Genomic DNA, 21041 nt, shown 5'->3' on the forward strand with positions numbered 1-21041 from the left:
CTGCTTATCAACAAGTCCTTTTTCTGTTAGATTTAAATATTTTAATTTCATAGAATCATTCTGCAAGACTAATAGCTTCTGTTATTGAAAAATTAGAGATTCCAGATATTATTTCTCATTATAAAGGAGGAAGCACTTGGGCTTACCATCCTAAAATGCTAATCAAGATAGTATTTTATGGCTATTTGAACCACACTTATTCTTGTCGAAAGATAGCCAAATCGGTAAAGGAAAACATTTACTTTATGTGGCTTTCAGGCGAGCTCCCAAAGACAAACCCAGTACCCAAATAGCATGAAAACACTTCTTGAACATTGCCATCAAACCCTAACCATAGAACGAAACCAATTTCTAAAAACCCCCGGAAGTATCGATACCAACCTGTATTACATCCAAAGCGGTAGCCTAAAAGTTTTTAGTACCCACGATACCGAAGAACAAATAATTCGATTAGGATATAAAGAAAATTTCATTGTTTGCCTGGACTCTTTTTTGACCCAAAATCCTTCCCAACTGGGTATACAAGCAATTAAAAAAACAACCCTAAAAGTATTTCCTAAAACCCAAATTGAGGATTTTCTAAAAACCCAAGCCAACCGCATTTTATGGATTAGCATTTTAGAAAACCTAGCCCTACAACAAATGGAGCGCGAAATAGACCTTCTCACAAATTCACCCCATCAAAGATACCTAAGAGTGCTCCACAGAAGCCCGCAGCTATTTCAAGAAATCCCAAACAAACACATTGCTAATTATTTAAGGATGACACCCGAAACCCTATCCAGATTAAAAAAATCTTGATTACAATCAAGATGAGCCTAAATTATTTTATGGAGCTTTGTACCAAAAAAAGCCATGATGGAATCCCAAAAACTAATTCAATTGTTAGTCGAGCAAACCAACCAAATTTGCCACCAAGCAGAAAACCTAAAACACCAAGACCTGCATCTACTAACCTGGAGAGAACACCAAAACTCTTGGAGTATTTTAGAATGCTTAGAACACCTAAACCGCTACGGCAATTTTTACTTACCCGAAATAGAACGCAGTATAAACCACTCCAAAGCCTCCAAAGAATCTATTTTTAAAAGTGGTTTGTTTGGTAATTATTTTGCAAACAGCATGTTACCCAAAAAAAATTTTCGTAAAATAAAGACCTTTAAAGACAAAAATCCCTTAAATGCAAAACTGGACAAAACCGTTATAGAACAATTTATTGCCCAACAAAAACAACTTTTAGAACTGCTAAACCAATCCAAAAACGTGAGTTTAAACCAAACCAAGGTAAAAATCTCTATTTCTAGCTTAATAAAACTCCAATTAGGAGACTGTTTTCGTTTTTACATCAACCACATGATCCGACATCTAAGCCAAATACAAAACACACACAATACCTACAAACAAATGGTTTTAAACCCGCCCCAGACACCCTGATTTTTTAACTAAACCTAGTCTGGATAGCTCTACAACAAAGTGTATTGGGGATTTGCTAGAATGTCTTGGTTTTTTTTTGTTATTTTTGCCCTATGATTAAAGTTATTATTATAGGATCCGGAAATGTTGCACAACATTTAATAAACGCTTTTCAAACCACACAAAACAGCGGCCACCCGATAGAACTGGTGCAGGTCTATGCCCGCAACAAAGAAACGCTATTGCATTTGGTAGCTCCTAACAAAATCACCACTAATTATTCGGATTTACAAGAGGCCCATTTGTATATTCTGGCTGTTTCGGACGATGCATTGCCAGAGGTTTCTAACGCATTGCCATTTAGCAATCGGTTGGTGGCGCATACTTCGGGTAGTGCGCCAATAACGGTTTTAAATGACCGCAACAAGAGAGCGGTTTTTTACCCATTACAAACCTTTACCAAAAACAAAGCCATTACTTTTAAAACCATACCAATTTGTTTAGAGACCGAGAATAGTGCGGATTTTGAAACAGTAAAACAAATAGCAAGCCTACTATCTGACCAAGCCATCGCAATAAACTCCCAACAACGCAAAGCACTGCATGTGGCGGCCGTTTTTGCAAATAATTTTACCAATCATTTGTACCAACTAGCTAATGCTATTTGCCAAGAGCACCAAGTTCCTTTTGGTATTTTAGAGCCTTTAATTCAAGAAACTGCTCAAAAAATCCAGCATATAACACCTCAACAAGCACAAACAGGACCCGCAAAACGCAAGGATGCAACCACCATTGAGGCGCATTTGGAATTTTTGACAGATCAAAACCAACAAAATATATATACACTACTAACACAATCAATACAAAAAAATGGCAAAAAGTTATAAAGAATTAATGAATGACATCACTACCTTTATCTTTGATATAGATGGCGTACTTACAGACAGTGCCGTATTTATAACCACCCAAGGAGAAATGCTACGCACCATGAATGTCCGAGACGGCTATGCCATGAAAGCAGCCATAGAAAACGGCTACAACGTATGTGTTATTTCTGGAGGTAGCAACGAAGGAGTTCGGGTACGTTTGCGCAATTTGGGCATTACAGACATTCATTTAGGCACTCCAGATAAGGTAGCAACCTTCAAAGAATATATAGAACTGTACCACATCAATCCAGAATCGGTTTTGTATATGGGAGATGATATTCCGGATTATCATGTAATGCAACTTGTTGGGCTACCAAGCTGTCCGCAAGATGCCGCAGCAGAGATAAAAAACATTGCCACCTACATCTCGCACAAAAACGGTGGCAAAGGCGCAGCTCGGGATGTGATCGAACAAGTGATGAAAGTGCAAGGAAAATGGATGACCCATTTTGATGGCCAACACGATTAAACTTTTAAATAAGGCAACAACAACCTCTTTATCTCCCCTTAAAGGATCCTTTAAAATGAATTTTTTACAACTCATCCGATACAAAAACCTTCTAATGCTTGCTTTTATGCAATTGCTTTTTAGGTATGGTTTTTTAAACTTACAAAACATTCCTTTGGCATTAACAACCTTACAATACCTACTATTGGTACTCTCAACGGTATTGCTTGCTGCAGCTGGATATGTGATTAACAATATTTTTGATCAAGATACAGACCTAACCAACAAACCACAGGAGGTTATTGTAGGCCAAAAAATTTCAGAAACCAATGCCTATACTATCTATATGGTTCTCAACAGTATTGGGGTTGCAATTGGTTTTTATCTCTCTAATGTTATAAACAAACCTAGCTTTGCGGTTTTGTTTATTTTAATTGCAGCTACACTGTACCTATATGCCTCTAGTTTAAAACAAATGGCTGTAATTGGCAACTTAGTGGTAGCTATATTGCTGTCTTTTAGCATTCTTATAATAGGAATTTTTGATCTATTTCCGGCTATTAACCCACAGAACCAAACTGCAATGGCTAGTTTTTTTGCCATTTTGATAGATTATGCCGTATTTGCATTTATGATTAATTTTATTAGAGAAATAGTCAAAGATCTTGAAGACCACAACGGAGATTACCAACAAGCAATGCGCACCTTACCGATTGTTTTAGGTATCCAGCGAACCCAAAAGATTGTCTTTGTTTTGAGTTGCATACCCATTATTTGCCTCTTGGTATATAGCTACAATTATCTTGTGAATAACCATCTTTTTGTTGCTACGGCCTATAGTTTTGTAGCACTAATAGGACCAATGGCTGTTTTTAGTATCAAAATACTAACGGCCAAAACCCAAAAAGACTTTAATGAATTAAGTACTTTATTAAAATGGATTTTATTTTTCGGAATTGTATCTATTGCTGTAATCACCTTTAATATCCAACACCATGCTTAGAAACAAACTTCAGAATTACAACCTAATCTTGGCTTCGGGATCTCCCAGAAGACAACAGTTTTTTAGAGATCTAGATCTGGACTTTGAAATACGCTTGAAAGAAATAGAAGAGGTTTATCCTCCAGAATTAAAAGGGGCCGAAATCACCGATTTTTTGGCAAAATTAAAATCCAATGCCTTTGAAGGAACCTTAAAAGAAAAGGATATTTTGATTACCAGCGATACCATAGTTTGGCACAACGGTAAGGCTTTGGGCAAACCAAAAGACAAAGAAGATGCTTTTGGTATTTTAAAATCATTAGCCAATGCCACACATGAAGTAATTACATCGGTTTGCTTTAAAACTGTAAACCAAACCACTGTATTGCATGAAACCACCAAGGTAACCTTTAGTTCCATCTCAGACGAAGCTATTTTGTATTATATAGAAAACTACCAACCCTATGACAAAGCCGGCGCTTACGGAATTCAAGAATGGATTGGTTGGGTAGCGGTTTCTAAAATTGAAGGTTCTTATGCCAACGTTATGGGGATGCCTCTAGATAAAGTATATGCCTATTTATTAAACCTAGCTTAAAATGGCTACCAATTTTATAACCCATTACAGCCATGAAGTTTTAGGGACTGGTTGTACCGTAATTAGTTACCTATTTTTGCGCATACTGGTAGCCATAGTAGCGTAACGTTAGTACTCAAGCCACGGAGAGTAAAATAGTATTTTATAATAATGACAATACCGTTATTGATCCAGACCATCCACAATAACAGAGTTAAAATACTGGTTAGTAACCAAAATAAATTATTACGCTAGAGCAAATGGGCTTACAAAATATAAAAATACTTTTTGGGCTCTTTTTTTTCTTATGCTATCAATGCGTTTTTTCTCAAGATAAAACCCTTCAAAAAAAGGTAACACCAAAAGACAGCACCGAAATTTACAAAGACATTCATCACTATTCCAAAAAAAACAAAATCACTACCGCTTTATACAAATTAGTTTTTAGACCTATAAAATCACACCGAAAAACACCCGAAACCAACCAACCCGAGAAACAAAACCTAGCCCAAGGCAAAATAATTCGAAAAATAACGGTAGTAACCCTAGATCCCTTTGGTTATTCGGACTCAGACAGCACCCAAACACACAACAATTGGTACGAAAACCTCGGAAATAGATTGCATCTAAAATCCAAGAAATTTGCCATAAAGAACTTGCTTCTCTTTAAAAAAAACACCCCTTATAACTCCTTAAAAATAGAAGAAACTGCACGTATCCTACGTTCTCAAAAATTTGTAAACCGAGTGACCATATCCGAAAAAATAACTGGTCCAACAGCAGATTCTGTAGATATAACCATCCGAGTGTTAGACTCATGGACCACCCAACCCCGATTTGCGATTTCGAGTTCTACATTGCGCCTGGGATTAAACGAGAGAAGTTTTTTGGGTACCGGACAGCAGTTTAATTACCGACTTACAAATCGTTTTGAAGACCAAAAAAAAGCACACCAATTTGCCTATACCATCCCTAATATTCGGAACAGTTTTGTGCATACAGCACTAAAATACCAAGTAGATTTAAATGGCTTTTATAATAAAGAAATTGCTATGGAACGGCCTTTTTATTCCCCATTTGCTAAATGGGCAGGAGGTTTTTATTTAGGACAACGGTTCAAAAAAGATTCTCTACAAACTGTTAATTCTGGCTCGTTACTACAAAATTTTAAATACAGCACGCAAAATTTTTGGACCGCCAAAGCGGTATCTATTTTTAATAAAAATACGCCAGATAACCTAACAAGTCGCCTTATTTTATCGGCACGTTATTTAAACATTAAGTATAACCAAAGCCCTATTGCAATAGCAGATCCACTACATTTTTATGGCTCAGAACAACAAATATTAGTCGGTATAGGGATCAATACTCGAAAATTTGTAAAAGAAAGATACCTATTTAAAAACGGAATTATTGAAGATGTTCCAATTGGCAGAATATACGGCATCACCACTGGATATCAATATAAAAACAACCAATGGAGACCTTATTTAGGCGCACAAATTTCGTTTGGCAATTACCATCCTTGGGGCTTTTTGAGCACTAATTTAGAAGCTGGTAGTTTTTTTAGTAATTCCAAAACAGAACAAACCGCATTTACTTTTCAGGCACACTACTTTACGAACCTTTTCACAATTGGAAAATGGCATTTGAGGCAGTTTATCAAACCTCAAATTACAATTGGTTTACACCGAAAAGACATCCTTGGCGATTTGCTTAATATAAATGAAGATAACGGTATTCTTGGTTTCTATAGTCCATTATATGGCAACAAAAAAGCCGTCATTACCTTACAAACCCAAACCTATGCTCCTAGAGAGATTATTGGTTTTAGACTAAACCCGTATTTTAATTACACCCTAGCTGCTTTGGGTGGTGCTACAACTAAAACAAAAGCCTATTCTAAATTAGGTATTGGCATTCTACTAACTAATGATTATTTGGTTTTTAGCTCTTTGCAACTATCGTTTTCGTATTATCCCAAAATTCCTTTAGAAGGAACTAATATATTTAAAACCAATACTTTTGAAAGTACGGATTTTGGACTACAAAGTTTTGAACTAGCAGAGCCAAAAACCGTTAGCTACAAATAGCATTTCTTTTTGTTAAAAAAAACAACTAATCGTTCGGATTTATAAAATAAAAAAAACAGAATATATTGCTTAAAAAAATTATTACTACATTTGATTTTATTGCCAATTAATTTTAAAAAAATGCCTCAAAATAACCTCAAATACTTACTAATTTTAGTACTTTTCTCGGGTATTCTAACCGCACAAAAGCCCCTAAAACCCAATGCGGTTAGTATTTACAACCAAATTCAGAAATTAAATTTTTTAGGCTCTGTACTATACATCGCCGCCCACCCCGATGACGAAAACACCCGTTTAATTTCTTATTTTGCAAACCAAACAAAAGCGCAAACAGCCTATTTATCCCTTACCAGAGGAGATGGTGGCCAAAACCTAATAGGCGCTCAATTAAGAGAATCCTTAGGTGTGATTAGAACCCAAGAACTCCTAGAAGCCCGAAAAATTGACGGAGGCGAACAGTATTTTTCGCGTGCCAATGATTTTGGCTATTCCAAAAACCCTACAGAAACTCTGGCTATTTGGAACCAACAACAAGTAACGGCAGATGTAGTTTGGGCCATCCGAAAATTTCAGCCCGATATAATCATTAACCGTTTTGACCACCGCACCCCCGGAACAACCCATGGACATCATACCTCCTCGGCTATTTTGAGCACCCAAGGTTTTGCTCTTGCCAAAGATCCTACTGCCTATCCAGAACAATTACAATTTGTAAGTCCATGGCAAACCAAAAGGCAATTTTTTAATACCTCTTGGTGGTTTTATGGAAGCCACGAAAAATTTGCAGCTGCAGACAAAACCAACATGACCGCTATCCAAACCGGGGTTTATTATGCCAATTTAGGCAAATCAAACCAAGAGATTGCTGCCTGTAGCAGAAGCAGCCACCAATCCCAAGGTTTTGGTACAACCGGAAGCCGTGGAGAAGATACAGAATACCTAGAACTTATAAACGGAACTCCAGCCAAAGACAAAAATTCTATTTTTGAAGGAATCAATACCCGTTGGGATCGCGTGAAGGGCGGCAAACCAATTGGTGCTTTACTTACCAAAATTATTGGCCGCTATGATTTTAACAACCCCGCTGCAAGCATTCCAGATTTATTAAAAATCTATAAAAAAATTCAAGATTTAGAAGATACCCATTGGAAAGCCATTAAAACAAAGGAGCTAAAAACCATTTTAGCAGGATGTAGTGGTTTGTATCTAGAGGCTGTTAGCCTAACCCCCGAAGCCAATCCTGGTAGTTTAATATCGCTCCAATTAGAAGCAATCAACCGAAGTAAAACTACCCTAAAACTGCTAAGTGTAACTAGCCAACCAGACAACAAAACAACCCCAATTAACGCCGCTTTATCTTTTAATAAAGATACCATTATACCCCTAAATTTGCAATTGCCACCTACCCTAGACTACACACAACCCTATTGGTTAAAAGAGAAAGCAACGGTCGGAATGTATGTGGTTTCGGACCAAAAAAAAATTGGTGTTCCGGATATTATAAGAGAAGTAACGGTTTTATTTAACATCCAGATAAACAATACCATTATTCCGTTTGAACGCACCGTGGTTTACAAATACAATGATAACGTAAAAGGAGAAAAGTACCAATATCTAGATATTGTACCCGAGGTAACCACTAGTATGGTAGATAAAGTATCCCTATTTTGTAACAACCAAAGCAAATCTGTTGCCGTAAAAATAAAAGCAGGTAGAGATAGCATTCAGGGCAATCTGACTCTAGATTTGCCTAAAGATTGGACTGTTACACCCGCCGCAATTGCTTTTGAATTACTTAAAAAAGGTGCAGAACAAACGGCACATTTTATGGTGACGCCACCCTCCCAACCCACCGAAGTGTATGCCAAAAGTAGTGTTACCATTGGCACACAAAAATACAGCAAAGAACAAATTACTATTGCTTATGAGCACATAGCCAAACAACAACTCCTACCAGATGCCGAAGCCAAATTTATCCGATTGGATTTAAAAATAAACCAACAAAAAATAGCCTATATCATGGGCGCTGGAGACGAAGTTCCGCAGAGCTTAACTCAAATGGGCTATGCAGTAAGCCTACTAACCCCCGAAGAAATCAGTCCTGAAAAACTCACTGCCTTTGATGTAGTAATCACTGGTATTCGGGCCTACAACACCCTTCCGGAATTAGCTACAAAACAATCTATTTTGTTGGATTTTGTACAATCCGGCAAAAACATGTTGGTGCAATACAACACCCCTACGGCCATAGACTTAGCTCCTTATCCGCTACACATATCCAGAGATAGAGTTACAGACGAAACGGCCGAAGTACACTTTTTGGCACCCAACCATCCTGTTTTAAATTATCCCAATAAAATTACAGCACAAGATTTTAAGGGTTGGAAACAAGAACAAGGTTTGTATTATCCCGATCAATTTGATGCTTCCTATACGGCCATAGTATCTTCTGCAGACCCAGGCGAAAGCCCCAAAAAAGGAGCACTACTAATTGCCCCTTACGGAAAAGGCTATTATAGCTACACGGGCTTGAGTTTTTTTAGAGAATTGCCCGAAGGAGTCTCTGGAGCTTACCGTTTGTTAGCAAATATTATATCCTTAAAAAATCCTGCAACAAACCCAACTCAAGAACCTAAAAAAACGAATCATGAAGCCACCAAAAATTAGAAACTGGAAAAAAGAATACAGCTGGGTGCTGCTAGCTAATGCCGTTTATATTTTAGTGTTTTATTTAATAATGACCTTATATTCATAACAACATGCAACTATTTGATTGGATTGTATTAATAGTCACTCTATTATTTATTGTAATTTACGGCGCCTGGAAAACCAAAGGAAGCAAAACTGTAAATGATTTTATACTTGGCAATAACGAAACCCCTTGGTACACCGTAGGATTATCCGTAATGGCTACCCAAGCAAGTGCCATTACCTTTTTGTCTACCCCAGGCCAAGCCTATCATGATGGTATGGGATTTGTTCAGTTTTATTTTGGACTGCCTATTGCTATGATTGTAATTTGCATCACTTTTATCCCAATTTATCATAAATATAAGGTATATACTGCCTATGAATATCTAGAAAAACGTTTTGACCTAAAAACACGTTCTCTGGCAGCCATATTGTTTTTATTCCAAAGGGGTTTAGGCACAGGATTAACCATTTATGCCCCAGCCATCATTTTGTCTGCTATATTGGGTTGGAACCTCACTTATATGAATATTGTTATTGGTCTATTAGTAATTGTATATACTTTTTCGGGAGGTACAAAAGCAGTAAATGTTACCCAAAAACAGCAAATGTTTGTAATTATGTCCGGAATGTTTATCACGTTTTTTTTAATACTCCGTTTTTTACCCAATGACATGAACTTTATAAATGCATTGCATATTGCTGGGGCAAATGATAAAATGAATATTGTAAGCTTTGCTACAGATCCCGAAGAAAAATACACCTTTTGGAGCGGAATCACGGGTGGATTTTTTTTGGCCTTAGCCTATTTTGGAACAGATCAATCCCAAGTTGGGCGTTATTTATCCGGAAAATCGGTTCGAGAAAGCCAAATGGGATTAATAATGAATGGCTTACTAAAAGTACCCATGCAGTTTTTTATTCTACTCACCGGAGTAATGGTTTTTGTTTTTTTTCAATTCAATCCAGTGCCGTTAAATTTTAATCCTAACAATAAAATTACAATAGAAAAATCCGTCTATAAAGAAGAATACCATAAGTTAGAAGAAAAATTAAACCTGCTCTCCGAAGACAAAAAAGTAATCAATTTACTATACATAGATCAACTCAACCAAGATTATGACAACCCAATACTCCGTAAAGAATTAATAGCCTTATCGGCAAAAGAAAAAGACTTGCGGGATCATGCCAAAGAAATTATTTTAAAAGCAGACAGCAATAGCGAAACCAATGATAAGGACTATGTTTTTTTTCATTTTATTCTTAATTATTTACCTAAGGGTCTAATCGGACTATTACTTGCCGTAATTCTCTCTGCCGCCATGTCATCTACGGCTTCGGGACTAAACGCCTTAGCCTCTACCACTGCAATTGACATTTACAAACGCAATGTTAAAACACAAAAATCAGACAAGCATTACTTAAATATAACTAAATTTTTTACGCTATTCTGGGGTATTATTGCCATACTGTTTGCTTGTATTGGAACCCTATTCGAAAATTTAATACAACTAGTTAACATCATTGGTTCTATTTTTTATGGAACCGTATTAGGGATCTTTTTGGTAGGTTTTTACATCCAATTTATCCAAGCCAAAGCAATTTTTTATAGTGCACTAGTGAGCCAAAGTACTATTTTTGTGATTTACTATTATGCCATTGCAATCTACCCAAGTGGTCAAGAAAAACTAGGCTATTTGTGGCTCAATTTCATTGGAGCACTACTAACTATGGTGCTTGCCTTAATCTTACAAGCTACCATATTCCGTAAAGAAAAGCCTACTCTGGCGGCTTAAAACACTATCAAAAACAACAAAAAACCCGTTTTACTAAATCTATAGTAAAACGGGTTTTGCGCATGGAATAAGAGCCAATTTTATCTGCTCCACTCCAAAATACTGTCTTTATTCATCTTTACGTAATCTTGATTACCTGCAGTTTCAGAAGCTTTTAAAGATAATTTTGCGGTCTCAACAGCCCCTTTTTTATCACCTTGTTTTGCTTGTATTAACGATTTTAGACGCAAATAGTAAAACGGTTTTTCTTTACTAAGTTCTAAGGATTTATCAATATACGTTCTTGCTTTATTTATATCCGCATTAGTTTGGTAAAAAAACTGTGCCGAAGAAAAATAATCACTAGCCGAAGGACCTGCAAGGGTTTTTTCGATACTAGCAATGGCCATTTTTTCGGTAGGAACTTCAAATTTTAGTTTTGCATACGAACTTTCCCAATAGATTTCTAAAAAAGCATAATTGGTATCTATACCATTAATCCCTATGGTCAAGGTCTCGACTGCCGTTGGCAAGGTGGTTTCTTTAACGGTAGTTTTAAGAGCTACATTAGCCTCACTATAGTCCTGTGGCACGCCCCAATTGTCTGTAGATTTATAAAAAATAATATCCCAGCTCTGCGCATTCGGAATGGTGTACAAAGCATATTTTCCTTTGGCCAATGTTTTGCCATCTATAACCACATCATCACTAAAAGAGATGGTCGTATTTTCGTTGGCTCCAGTACGCCATAATTTTCCAAAAGGAACCAAATTACCAAAAACGGCTCTCCCTCTTGCAGAAGGTCTTGAGTACTCAATCTCTACATCGGTTAATCCTACCACTTGTTTTATCTCCGATTTAGGGCTAGGTTGGGGTGTTTTTACCTGTGCCTCAATGGTAAATTGCGTAATTATAACAGCCAGAGCAATCAGTATTTTTTTCATGTTTTATAAAATTAAGAGTTTTTTCAAAATTACAAATTATGCCTAGCATAAGTGTTAATAATTACTTAAACAGTGTTTATAATTTTCTTACAATTTCATAATTTAATTCGTCAAAATGACCAATAATTTTATCTGCCTGAGATAAATCTTGTAGTTTAGAATGAAAACTAGTATAACCAACACAAAAAATACCAGCCGCTTTTGCTGCTTTTATTCCGTTGGTACTGTCTTCAATCACAATACACTCGTGTTTGGGAGCCACAGACAAAGATGCTGCATACTCAAAAATTGCAGGATGTGGTTTGGATTCCGGAAAATCCTCTCCGCTAACAAGGTGCGAAAAATAAGCATGCAGATTAAACCTATTAAAAACCCGCTCAATGGTTACCTTAGAGGCCGAAGATGCTAGGATTAATTGCATTCCTTTTTGGTGCAAGTCTTTAATCAAATTTTCGACTCCTTCTAAGAGTTCTAAATCTTTTTTGGTATCAAAGGCATCATTAAAAATACTGCGTTTTCTTTGGATTAAATCTTCTACATCTTGTTCTAGGTTAAACAAATCTTTCATTTTTTGAAAAATATTTCGGGTCGAGTTACCCGTATAAGAAGTAAACATCGCCTCGGTAACCGGAATATTTAATTCTTTAAAATGTTCAAAATAAGCATAACGGTGTACTGGTTCCGTATCTACAATTACCCCATCCATATCAAAAATTACCGTTTGTATCATTTTTTTTTGTTTATAAGTATTTAAAATTAGTTGTGTTCGTTTGCTCCCTTAGAAGGTTCTTTTTTAAGCAGATAGCGGATTACGGTTTCGGCAGCATACAATCCAAATAAACCAGGCATATAGCTGTTGGTGCCATAAAACGATTTTTTAAAATTGGATCCATCGGTTCTCTTTAGGCTGTCTTGATCTTGAATTTCGGAAGAAAAAACCACTTTTAACTTATCAATTTGGTGTTCTTTTAATCTTCTTCGGATGGTTTTGGCCAAAAAACAATTTTCGGTGTTATGGATGTCTGCCACTTTTACTTTGGCAGCTTCCATTTTTCCACCTGCTCCCATACTCGAGATGATTTTTACTCGCTTGCGTTTAGCAGCAATAATTAAATTTAATTTGGGCGTTATGCTATCGATACAATCTACTACATAATCAAACTCTGGAGTCACTATCTCTAAGGCACGCTCTGGCAAAAGAAACTCTTGCACCCGAGTGAGTTGCAACTCTGGATTAATATCCAGCAACCGATCTCCAACTATAGCTATTTTGGGCTGACCTACTGTAGAGTGCAAGGCAGGCAATTGTCTGTTTATATTTGTAATATCTACCACATCTCCATCTACAATGGTCATCTTGCCTACTCCTGCTCTGGCCAAAAATTCTGCCGCAAAAGAGCCTACACCACCTAGTCCTACTACAAGTACATTTGCATTTTGTAATTTTTTTAATCCTTCTTCTTTAAATAAAAGTGCTGCTCTTTCTGTCCATTCTGCCATAATAAAGTATATTGGTTAATAGGGTAATTTATTTTTTGTGTGTTTTAAAAACGGTGTCAAAATTATTCCAGATCTTTTCTTGCAATTGCGCAAGAGGTATTTTTTTATATTTTGCCGCCAAGGCATATAGCTGTTCTATAGTGTGGGTTGCAGTATCTGTTTCTAAAAAAAAACGATCTTCGGGTATGCTGGCAAAAACGGTTTCTAAGGCTGGGTTTTGGAACAACCATTTTCCAAAAGACAAATAAAACCCGTTATGGAGTAACTCTTGCGCTACTTGAGCGTTTTTTGAAAACCCATGGATAACCATAGGAACGGTACATTTTAGCCGTTTTTTGATAGCAATTATTTCTGAGTATGCGCCAACACAATGTAGGATTACTGGTTTATGATACTCTTGTGCCAAGAGTAATTGCTGCTCCAAAACCTTTTGTTGCAACTCCAACGCAACAGAAATCCGCTTGTCTAGGCCACACTCTCCAACTGCCAGACAATGGATACTAGACAACGTATCTTTAATAGTCTGTAAATCTTTGGTCAAACTATCTTCCTGAACATACCAAGGATGTATCCCTATAGAATAATTCGGAATCCCGCTCTGGTAGCTTGCAGGATATTGGTTAACGAGCTCTAAAACCTGCGGGTTTTGCGTATATTGGTGGGTATGTAAATTAAAATACTGCATTAGTGCTTAAAATTTTTTACACCCGCCAAAATAGCAATATCCAAACGGTTCTCTAAGGGCACTTTGGGGCAAGAATACTGATAATTATAAGCACAATAAGGATTATAGGAGGTATTAAAATCTATGGCAATGGTGGTGCCTTCTGGAATTTTTAGATCCAAATACTTCCCGCCAATATAACTCTCTTTGCCAGAGCTTAGATCCGAAAATGGCAAAAACAAGTGGTTGTCCGTAGGCTTGTTTTTGGCATGTTCTACATTTTGGTACACATTGAGTTTAAAGCTTTTTTGATCCATTACAAAGCTAATTTCTCCGTATTTTATATATAATGGTTTTCTGGCGGTAGAGGTTTTCATTTTGAAAGGCTTTTCGTTCTGGGTTCTGGTAAATTGCGCTATGACAAAAAACCTAGGATTGCTCGGAAAAAAATCTAAACCTTCAAAATGTGCCAAATCCGAAGCAGTCAAAGGGCTAGTCTTAGGGTTTGCGTAGTGTGCATTTAAATCTTCTTGAAATTTTTGGACCGCAAGAGCCTCAAATTTTTCTTGGCTGTAGCCGAAAGTAAAAAATAACAGAAATAGCAGTGCAAAAGAAGGTTTCATGGCTTTAATTTTAGCAAAAATAGTTTAAAAGTTACAAAATGGCAAAGTCTAAAACTTAGAAACTTAGTTACCTTTGCTATAAACACCTTCTATTTCATGTTAGTAAACGCTTTTAGACGCTATTTAAATAATTTTAAAGGATTTTCAAGAGAGATTTGGATCCTAACCCTTATTACCTTTATAAACAGAGCTGGTACCATGGTATTGCCTTTTTTATCCAAATATTTAAAAGAAAACTTACAATTTTCTTATAGCGAAGTAGGTTGGATTATGGTTGCTTTTGGTCTAGGATCCATGTTGGGATCTTGGTTGGGAGGCAAATTATCCGACAAAATAGGTTTTTATAAAGTAATGGTTTTTAGTTTGCTCAGCAGCGGTATTTTCTTTTTTGTATTGCAATACATCACCAGTTTCTGGGGGCTTTGCTTGGGTATGTTTACTATAATGACCCTAGCGGATATGTTTAGACCCGCCATGTTTGTGTCTTTGGGCGCTTATGCCAAACCCGAAAACAGAACCCGCTCCCTAACCCTAGTGCGTCTTGCGGTCAACTTAGGTTTTGCAGCAGGCCCAGCACTTGGAGGTTTAATCATTATGGGGATTGGCTATAAGGGTTTGTTTTGGGTAGATGGTACTTCGTGCGTGGTGGCAATACTAATCTTTGCTTTGTTAGTTAAAGAAAAAAAGAAAACCGCTATTGCAGATGCCCATCAAACCGTGCTGGAAGCTAGCTCGGTGTTTAAGGACAAAATATTTTGGGTTTTTCTGTTTGTGAGTTTTGTTACGGCAATGATTTTCTTTCAATTATTCTCGGCATTGCCGCTTTACCATAGTGAAAAATTTGGACTCTCTGAATTTCAGACTGGATTATTAATGACCTTAAACGGATTGTTAATTTTTGCTCTCGAAATGCCTATTGTAAGTTATTTTGAACGTCAAAAAACCAACCGTCTCTCCATAATATTTTGGGGTGCTTTGCTAATGGGGATTAGTTTTTATGTTTTATTAATTCCGGACTGGGCAGGCATATTAATCCTTAGTATGGTTTTAATCTCTGTGGGAGAAATATTTGCTTTTCCGTTTTCAAACACTTTTGCCATGAGCAGAGCTACTGTTGGGCACGAAGGCAGGTATATGGCCTTGTATACCATGAGTTTTAGCGTAGCACATATAGCTAGCTCCAAGGCTGGTTTTGAAATTATTGCCAATCTAGGCTATCAAATCAACTGGATCGTTATGGGAACTTTAGGTATCGCTGCTGCGCTGTGTTGCATCTGGATCCAAAAATTACTCGCCTTAGAGCGCACCACAACCTAGTTCGGTTTTTATAGGTTTTGTAGTATTCCAAAAATAGTTTCACCATCAAAAAGAATTTCTATATGTTTAAAATTTTAGCCCAACTCAACCAATTTATTTTACCAAGCTTTACGAAACAGCATTTGGATTTAGCCAAAGCAAAAAAATGGCAATTAGCCCTTATTAGCTACCGATATTATGTAACCTCAAGGGCATTGGACTGATATTTTGGAGCTAGTACTAAAAAACGAACATGTGGTGCAGGGTCTAGTTTGTCTTTTGTGGGTGTAATTCTGACCTTAAAAACCTCCAATACGTTGGCCGTGGCTGGATTGTTTGCCACAAAAGGATTTTTATTTTAAAAATTAAAGTGTTGATTATCAATAAAATGGTTTTTAAACACTACTTATTTTAATTTTTATTGCAATTAACGCTTGTTAATTACACATTTATACCTATCTTTGCACCCGCAATCACGTTACACAGAGCAAGTCTTTATAACGCTTATTTGCAAACAACGGCCTCGTGGCGCAACTGAATAGCGCACTTGATTACGGCTCAAGAGGTTACTGGTTTGAATCCAGTCGAGGTCACAAAAGCCCAACTTATACAAGTTGGGCTTTTTTTATTGGTATTCTGTTTTTTTTAACAAGTATAATCTTATTTAATACAAAAAACAAACTAACGCTACGCCGCTTCCTTATTTCAGTAAAATATATCTTTTGATTTGAGTGCATATATTACACTTTTTACACAAATTAAAAACCCGACCACATTTCTGTAATCAGGTTTTTAATTTGACGTAAAAAAAAATCTCGTTTATTGATTTATTATTTCTTTAACTATTTTTGTGTTATCCTTGTTTGAAAATACCTTACTTGAAATATTTTGTTTAACCTTTAAAAGAGGATTGTCGATAAAATATTTAACCGCATATTCTTTTGCCAAAATCTCTTTACTGTTTTTAGAATAATTCTCGCTTTCCCTTTTCCAAGATTCTAAATATACTTTTTGTTTTATTAACTCGTTTCTTTGTTCTTTACTCTCATAATTTTCATAACTTCTACCTGCTTTAGCCCTAAGCAATATTAACTCTTGAGTTAAAGTAATCAATTTATCAACTTCTTTAATTGCAAAATCATAAGTAAGAGTATCTTTTTCATTTTCTTCAGGTTTAAAGACCTCCACAAGTTTATCGTGCAAATATTTAATACTATCAGAAGCTTTTATCTCTTTTACCTCTTCAATTAATTCAATTTTAAAATTCAACTCTTCAGGTGTTGTTTTTAAAGATGTTTGCAATTCTTTACTTTTAAATTCAGTAAACAGTTTTTCTTCATTACTTTTTCCACAAGAAACAATAAGAAATCCTACAACAAACACTGCTAAAGTTTTTTTTTTCATAATTATATTTTTTTATTTTCTCAAATATAGCAAAATCATAGGCGTTTATGCGTGCATCTAAAAAATAAATCTTGTGAATTTTGGAAAATGGATATTTCAGAAGAAACTTTTATTGCAAATCTTGGCGTTCACATAAGACAATTACGTGAAAAGAAAAATATGTCTCAACAAGATTTGGCAAATGATTGTGTAATTCCTAAATCTCAAGTTGCAAGGATAGAAAAAGCAAAAGTAAATACAACTGTACGTACTTTAATAAAAATCGCAAATGCTTTAGAAATTGAACCTAAAGAATTATTGGATAACAATCCTTGCACATTTGGTGTATTTGCAGCCAATAATGCATCTGGTTTGCAACCGTCAATACCTATAATTAGTAGTTTTTGGGTGGCGGTAGTAGCCCGAACGATGCTCCCTTTTGCGGCAGCGGTTTTTAGCACCAATTGGTCTTCCAAAAAAGGCTCTTTGGTGCAGGATACGGCTAACAAAACAATAGCCACAAAACCAATATAATTGAATTTAAAATTTTTTTTCATTGCACGTAATGGTTTACAAATTAGGATAGCATTTGTTGTTGTATATCGGGCGGTGTTTTTTGCGCAAAATAGGGTGGTTGCTCTAGAGACTAACAGAACCACCAACCCTACTTTTTGCAACTCAATTAGAGGGTATATTTGATCCCTAAATTAAATTTAACTCCATAATATTCTACTTGTTTGGGTCTGTTGGGTGTTTTTCCAAAATGGTATAACAAGGGTTCGTTTAGCAGGTTATTAACATCACTAAAAATCATAAAATGTTCTCCAATTCTGTAAGAGGCAGACAAATCTAAGGAGTTGTATTTTCCGTAATAAATATCGTTAACATCGGTATTCTGGGCATTAGCATCAAAACCAATGGCATAAGCTCCTTTGTGATTAAAGGCTGCACGAGCATTAAAACCAGCTTTTTCATAAAACAATTGTACGTTATAGAGCTCATCCGCTTGGTATGGTGTAGATACTTTACGACCGTTTGGATTGTTTTTGTTTTTTGCCAAAGTCATCCCAGAATCCATTAGAGTAGCATTGATTTGTGTTCCAAAATATTTCAAGAATCCTGGCAAAAAGCTAAATCGTTTGGTGATACCTAATTCTACGCCGCCAATCCAAGCATTGCCACCATTTGTGGGAGCGCTAATTTCAATATTCGAAATTCCGTTGATACTCCCTTGGTAGGTATCTTCAAAAATAGGGTCTGTGATGGATTTATAAAATACCCCCACGTTGATAATCCCTACTTCGTCCAAAAAATATTCTCCCAATAAATCCATGTTCCAAGAATAGGTTGGATTTAAGTTTGGGTTGCCTCCTGCGTACTCTCCATCTATGGTGTTTAGAGAACCTGCTGGCGATATGTCTCCAAAGTTTGGCCTGGCAAACGTTCTGGTGGTAGCAAAACGAAGGTTCATATTGTCTGTTGGAGTATATTTTAGATGCAACATTGGCAGCACAGAGGTATAGCTTTTGCTATTATTTGCATCTACTACTTGGTCGTTTTTTAGGGTTTTGCCAGATACTGCAGTAATGGTATTGGTTACACGCACACCTCCCAGAACAGTCCATTTGTCACCCAAGGTATAGGTAGACATAGCATAGGCAGAAGAGGTAGTTTCGGCAACATTAAAGTTTCGGCCTAAGCCTTTGCCTAATTCGGGCAATTGCGAATCGTCGGTATTTAGAACCAAATTAGCCTTCGAGGAGTGGAACAAATTAGTCATTCCATCGGCAGATAACACACTCCCAAAACTAGAACCAATGTTGGTGCCTAATTCTTTCTTAAAATAATCCGTTCCTCCGGGTTGGTCAATCAAATCCTTACTAAAACTGGACAAATACGGCGTTGGAGATCCGGTCCAATTATAATATTCGTCTCTAAAGGTGGCAATACGCTCTTTGTCGGTAATTTTTACACCAAATTTAAATTTAAGTTCGTCCTTAAATACGTGTTCATAATTTAGGGTAGCAATGATATTGTCTCGTTCGGTAATTTCAATTTTATACAACTCTAAGGTCGAAAATTTCATTTTGTTTGGATCGGTCTTAAAGTTAGGGTCCGAATAGAAATCAAATACCGATTTTGGATTTTTGGGATCCATCATTCCGCCATCTGCAGCCCAATATGCTCTAGGGCTTCCTGCGCCACCATTGGCTAAGGCTTTGTTGTTTATATATTCTGGTCTTACTCCTACTCCACTTTGATTAAACTGAATCAAAAAATAGCTATTATCTTGCTTGTCCGGAACGTTTCCGTAGGCAAAACTATTGCGATAATTGGCCAAACTCCAGTCTAGTTTTCCGTTGGCTAATTGGTGTTTTCCGCCCAAATCTAGTCCAATATATTGCGTAATTAATTCGTTATGAATATTTTGTTGCTCAACCGTTGCGGTATTGGTTGTGGTATTAAATTTGTCAAACCGTATGCGGTGTTTGTAATGGGTCTCTTGGTCCGAAAGCCCGCCGTAGGTTGCTTTTACAAAAATTTTATCTTTCACAGAAGCATTAAACTCCATGGCACCATTTAGTCCCATTGTTTTTCGGACACCAGTATAATCTCTTAATTCCAGACGATAAATCCCTTGATCACCCTTTCTTCTGGCTTCATAGTTGTCTGTTGCCCAATTTCGGTTCCAATAGGTTCCGTTAACAATATAGCCCCATTTTTTGTTTTTACTTTTGTTACCCATAGTTACAGAACCACTATAAATACCTTTGTCTGCCTTTTGGTTGTAGCCACTAAACACGCTTGCTTTAAATGTTTTTTGGCTAGGTGCCGTTTGTGTAATAAAATTAACACTTCCGCCAATAGCATCTCCATCCATATCGGGTGTGATGGCTTTGGTAGCCTCTACGTAGGCAATTAGATCCGACGGAAAAAAATCAAATGCTGTGGCTCTTGAGGTAGTTTCTTCTTCGGCAGTAGGTATTCGGTTGCCATTGATGGTTGTCGAAGACCAAAAAGGAGGCAAACCTCTCACGGACACAAAACGCCCTTCGCCTTGGTCTTTTTCGATAGATACTCCTGAGATACGTTGCACGGTTTCGGCAGCATTGCGGTCTGGTAGTTTACCAATACCATCTGCAGCAATAACATTTACAATACTCATGGCTTTTTTTTGCATATTTAGAGCTCGAGCTTCACTATTGCGCAAACTACCCGTAATCACAATTTCGTTTAATTCTTTGGAGTTGGTCGTTAAATAAACCATCCCTAAGTTTAGTCGTTGGTTTGGTTTGAGAGTAATATCGAGTACTTTTAGGGCATATCCAATATACGAAATCTGCAATTGGTATGCACCTGGTTTTATATCGTTAATCACAAACTCGCCCGTAAAATCTGTGGTGGTGCTATGATTAGTAGACAAAACCACGGTGGCTCCAGGCAACGGAGATTGTGCATCTGCCACCGTGGCGGTTACGGTAGCGTTTTGTGCGGATACTTTTTGCGCAAGCATCGCAATTCCAAAAATAACAAGTATTTTGTATACTGTTCTCATAATTCAAATGTTTACAAATATTAAATTTTTACAGTACAAATGACTATAATAATTTACAATTAGTAAAAAATACAACTTTATATAATTGTTAAAAAAAAGCCAACTAAAAGCTACCCAAATACCTAACCCCAACAAATACTGCTGTATCTGCAAACCAATGCCGCTAG

19 protein-coding genes, 1 tRNA gene and 1 pseudogene are annotated in these 21041 nt (G+C 36.6%); 13 read left to right on the forward strand and 8 right to left on the reverse strand.

Annotated elements, in window-relative coordinates; translation table 11 throughout:
• Positions 1-65: 65 nt before the first annotated feature.
• The 10 genes and pseudogenes from LB076_RS14210 to LB076_RS10935 form a co-directional block, all read left to right on the forward strand.
• A pseudogene (locus tag LB076_RS14210) lies at positions 66-293 on the forward strand (transposase); the annotation flags it as partial.
• A gap of 1 nt (position 294) precedes the next feature.
• Positions 295-801 carry a Crp/Fnr family transcriptional regulator gene (locus LB076_RS10895; RefSeq protein WP_066334518.1) on the forward strand — a complete coding sequence of 169 codons (507 nt, stop codon included), beginning with the start codon at positions 295-297 and terminating at the stop codon, positions 799-801.
• 54 nt (positions 802-855) lie between these two features.
• The gene (locus LB076_RS10900) at positions 856-1434 is read left to right on the forward strand and encodes a DinB family protein (RefSeq protein WP_335583357.1); all 579 of its coding nucleotides are present in this window, start codon (positions 856-858) and stop codon (positions 1432-1434) included.
• Between the two features lie 92 nt (positions 1435-1526).
• A complete protein-coding gene (locus LB076_RS10905; RefSeq protein WP_066334521.1) occupies positions 1527-2300 on the forward strand; it encodes a Rossmann-like and DUF2520 domain-containing protein in 774 nt (257 codons plus the stop codon).
• On the forward strand, positions 2284-2811 hold the full coding sequence (locus LB076_RS10910; protein WP_066334526.1) for a KdsC family phosphatase: 528 nt from the start codon (positions 2284-2286) through the stop codon (positions 2809-2811). The genes LB076_RS10905 and LB076_RS10910 overlap by 17 nt, the downstream gene beginning before the upstream one ends.
• A 55-nt stretch (positions 2812-2866) precedes the next feature.
• Complete coding sequence (locus tag LB076_RS10915) at positions 2867-3793, forward strand: geranylgeranylglycerol-phosphate geranylgeranyltransferase (protein WP_078055278.1); 927 nt, start codon at positions 2867-2869, stop codon at positions 3791-3793.
• Positions 3786-4370, forward strand: a complete 585-nt coding sequence (locus tag LB076_RS10920; RefSeq protein ID WP_066334527.1) for a Maf-like protein — start codon at positions 3786-3788, stop codon at positions 4368-4370. The genes LB076_RS10915 and LB076_RS10920 overlap by 8 nt, the downstream gene beginning before the upstream one ends.
• A 239-nt stretch (positions 4371-4609) precedes the next feature.
• Positions 4610-6442 carry a BamA/TamA family outer membrane protein gene (locus tag LB076_RS10925; RefSeq protein WP_066334530.1) on the forward strand — a complete coding sequence of 611 codons (1833 nt, stop codon included), beginning with the start codon at positions 4610-4612 and terminating at the stop codon, positions 6440-6442.
• 120 nt (positions 6443-6562) lie between these two features.
• Positions 6563-9109, forward strand: a complete 2547-nt coding sequence (locus LB076_RS10930; protein ID WP_066334532.1) for a PIG-L family deacetylase — start codon at positions 6563-6565, stop codon at positions 9107-9109.
• A gap of 92 nt (positions 9110-9201) precedes the next feature.
• A complete protein-coding gene (locus LB076_RS10935) occupies positions 9202-10929 on the forward strand; it encodes a sodium:solute symporter family protein (RefSeq protein WP_066334535.1) in 1728 nt (575 codons plus the stop codon).
• Between the two features lie 80 nt (positions 10930-11009).
• On the opposite strand, the gene LB076_RS10940 is transcribed toward LB076_RS10935, so the two are convergent.
• The 5 genes from LB076_RS10940 to LB076_RS10960 all read right to left on the reverse strand — a co-directional run bounded on the left by LB076_RS10940 (position 11010) and on the right by LB076_RS10960 (position 14639).
• Positions 11010-11852, reverse strand: a complete 843-nt coding sequence (locus tag LB076_RS10940) for a DUF2911 domain-containing protein (RefSeq protein ID WP_066334536.1) — start codon at positions 11850-11852, stop codon at positions 11010-11012.
• Positions 11853-11928: 76 nt separating this feature from the next.
• Positions 11929-12582 carry an HAD family hydrolase gene (locus LB076_RS10945; protein WP_066334539.1) on the reverse strand — a complete coding sequence of 218 codons (654 nt, stop codon included), beginning with the start codon at positions 12580-12582 and terminating at the stop codon, positions 11929-11931.
• Positions 12583-12608: 26 nt separating this feature from the next.
• Positions 12609-13352, reverse strand: coding sequence for a tRNA threonylcarbamoyladenosine dehydratase (locus LB076_RS10950; RefSeq protein ID WP_066334542.1), 744 nt, complete (start codon positions 13350-13352; stop codon positions 12609-12611).
• Between the two features lie 28 nt (positions 13353-13380).
• On the reverse strand, positions 13381-14037 hold the full coding sequence (locus LB076_RS10955; protein ID WP_066334543.1) for a TatD family hydrolase: 657 nt from the start codon (positions 14035-14037) through the stop codon (positions 13381-13383).
• Positions 14037-14639, reverse strand: coding sequence for a DUF1684 domain-containing protein (locus tag LB076_RS10960; RefSeq protein ID WP_066334545.1), 603 nt, complete (start codon positions 14637-14639; stop codon positions 14037-14039). Before LB076_RS10960 ends, LB076_RS10955 begins: the two co-directional genes overlap by 1 nt.
• Before the next feature lie 96 nt (positions 14640-14735).
• Between LB076_RS10960 and LB076_RS10965 the strand changes: the two genes are divergently transcribed.
• Positions 14736-15956: an MDR family MFS transporter gene (locus LB076_RS10965; protein WP_066334546.1), complete on the forward strand. Its 1221-nt coding sequence runs from the start codon at positions 14736-14738 to the stop codon at positions 15954-15956.
• Between the two features lie 175 nt (positions 15957-16131).
• On the opposite strand, the gene LB076_RS13910 is transcribed toward LB076_RS10965, so the two are convergent.
• Complete coding sequence (locus LB076_RS13910; protein ID WP_157776686.1) at positions 16132-16278, reverse strand: hypothetical protein; 147 nt, start codon at positions 16276-16278, stop codon at positions 16132-16134.
• Positions 16279-16454: 176 nt separating this feature from the next.
• On the opposite strand from LB076_RS13910, the gene LB076_RS10975 reads away from it, so the two are divergent.
• A tRNA-Arg gene (locus LB076_RS10975) sits at positions 16455-16528 on the forward strand.
• Positions 16529-16754: 226 nt separating this feature from the next.
• Here the strand turns inward: LB076_RS10975 and LB076_RS10980 are convergent.
• Positions 16755-17339, reverse strand: a complete 585-nt coding sequence (locus LB076_RS10980) for a hypothetical protein (protein WP_066334550.1) — start codon at positions 17337-17339, stop codon at positions 16755-16757.
• A gap of 159 nt (positions 17340-17498) precedes the next feature.
• Here LB076_RS10980 and LB076_RS14090 point away from each other — a divergent pair, with 159 nt between their 5' ends.
• Entirely contained in the window at positions 17499-17852 is a 354-nt protein-coding gene (locus LB076_RS14090) for a helix-turn-helix domain-containing protein (protein ID WP_232505650.1), read from the forward strand.
• 148 nt (positions 17853-18000) lie between these two features.
• On the opposite strand, the gene LB076_RS10990 is transcribed toward LB076_RS14090, so the two are convergent.
• Positions 18001-20874, reverse strand: coding sequence for a TonB-dependent receptor (locus LB076_RS10990; protein WP_066334552.1), 2874 nt, complete (start codon positions 20872-20874; stop codon positions 18001-18003).
• Positions 20875-21041 lie beyond the last annotated feature (167 nt).

Source organism: Flavobacterium crassostreae, assembly GCF_001831475.1.
In the GTDB taxonomy this organism is placed as follows: Bacteria; Bacteroidota; Bacteroidia; order Flavobacteriales; family Flavobacteriaceae; genus Flavobacterium; species Flavobacterium crassostreae.

What these genes read in the sequence shown, in the direction of transcription:
- LB076_RS10915 (WP_078055278.1), top strand. Translation starts at nt 2,867, where the DNA reads ATGAATTTTTTACAACTCATCCGATACAAAAACCTTCTAATGCTTGCT.
- LB076_RS10950 (WP_066334542.1), bottom strand. Translation starts at nt 13,352, where the DNA reads ATGGCAGAATGGACAGAAAGAGCAGCACTTTTATTTAAAGAAGAAGGA.
- LB076_RS10925 (WP_066334530.1), top strand. Translation starts at nt 4,610, where the DNA reads ATGGGCTTACAAAATATAAAAATACTTTTTGGGCTCTTTTTTTTCTTA.
- LB076_RS10960 (WP_066334545.1), bottom strand. Translation starts at nt 14,639, where the DNA reads ATGAAACCTTCTTTTGCACTGCTATTTCTGTTATTTTTTACTTTCGGC.
- LB076_RS10905 (WP_066334521.1), top strand. Translation starts at nt 1,527, where the DNA reads ATGATTAAAGTTATTATTATAGGATCCGGAAATGTTGCACAACATTTA.
- LB076_RS10965 (WP_066334546.1), top strand. Translation starts at nt 14,736, where the DNA reads ATGTTAGTAAACGCTTTTAGACGCTATTTAAATAATTTTAAAGGATTT.
- LB076_RS14090 (WP_232505650.1), top strand. Translation starts at nt 17,499, where the DNA reads ATGTCTCAACAAGATTTGGCAAATGATTGTGTAATTCCTAAATCTCAA.
- LB076_RS10930 (WP_066334532.1), top strand. Translation starts at nt 6,563, where the DNA reads ATGCCTCAAAATAACCTCAAATACTTACTAATTTTAGTACTTTTCTCG.
- LB076_RS10895 (WP_066334518.1), top strand. Translation starts at nt 295, where the DNA reads ATGAAAACACTTCTTGAACATTGCCATCAAACCCTAACCATAGAACGA.
- LB076_RS10935 (WP_066334535.1), top strand. Translation starts at nt 9,202, where the DNA reads ATGCAACTATTTGATTGGATTGTATTAATAGTCACTCTATTATTTATT.
- LB076_RS10945 (WP_066334539.1), bottom strand. Translation starts at nt 12,582, where the DNA reads ATGATACAAACGGTAATTTTTGATATGGATGGGGTAATTGTAGATACG.
- LB076_RS10990 (WP_066334552.1), bottom strand. Translation starts at nt 20,874, where the DNA reads ATGAGAACAGTATACAAAATACTTGTTATTTTTGGAATTGCGATGCTT.
- LB076_RS10980 (WP_066334550.1), bottom strand. Translation starts at nt 17,339, where the DNA reads ATGAAAAAAAAAACTTTAGCAGTGTTTGTTGTAGGATTTCTTATTGTT.
- LB076_RS10940 (WP_066334536.1), bottom strand. Translation starts at nt 11,852, where the DNA reads ATGAAAAAAATACTGATTGCTCTGGCTGTTATAATTACGCAATTTACC.
- LB076_RS10900 (WP_335583357.1), top strand. Translation starts at nt 856, where the DNA reads ATGATGGAATCCCAAAAACTAATTCAATTGTTAGTCGAGCAAACCAAC.
- LB076_RS10910 (WP_066334526.1), top strand. Translation starts at nt 2,284, where the DNA reads ATGGCAAAAAGTTATAAAGAATTAATGAATGACATCACTACCTTTATC.
- LB076_RS10920 (WP_066334527.1), top strand. Translation starts at nt 3,786, where the DNA reads ATGCTTAGAAACAAACTTCAGAATTACAACCTAATCTTGGCTTCGGGA.
- LB076_RS10955 (WP_066334543.1), bottom strand. Translation starts at nt 14,037, where the DNA reads ATGCAGTATTTTAATTTACATACCCACCAATATACGCAAAACCCGCAG.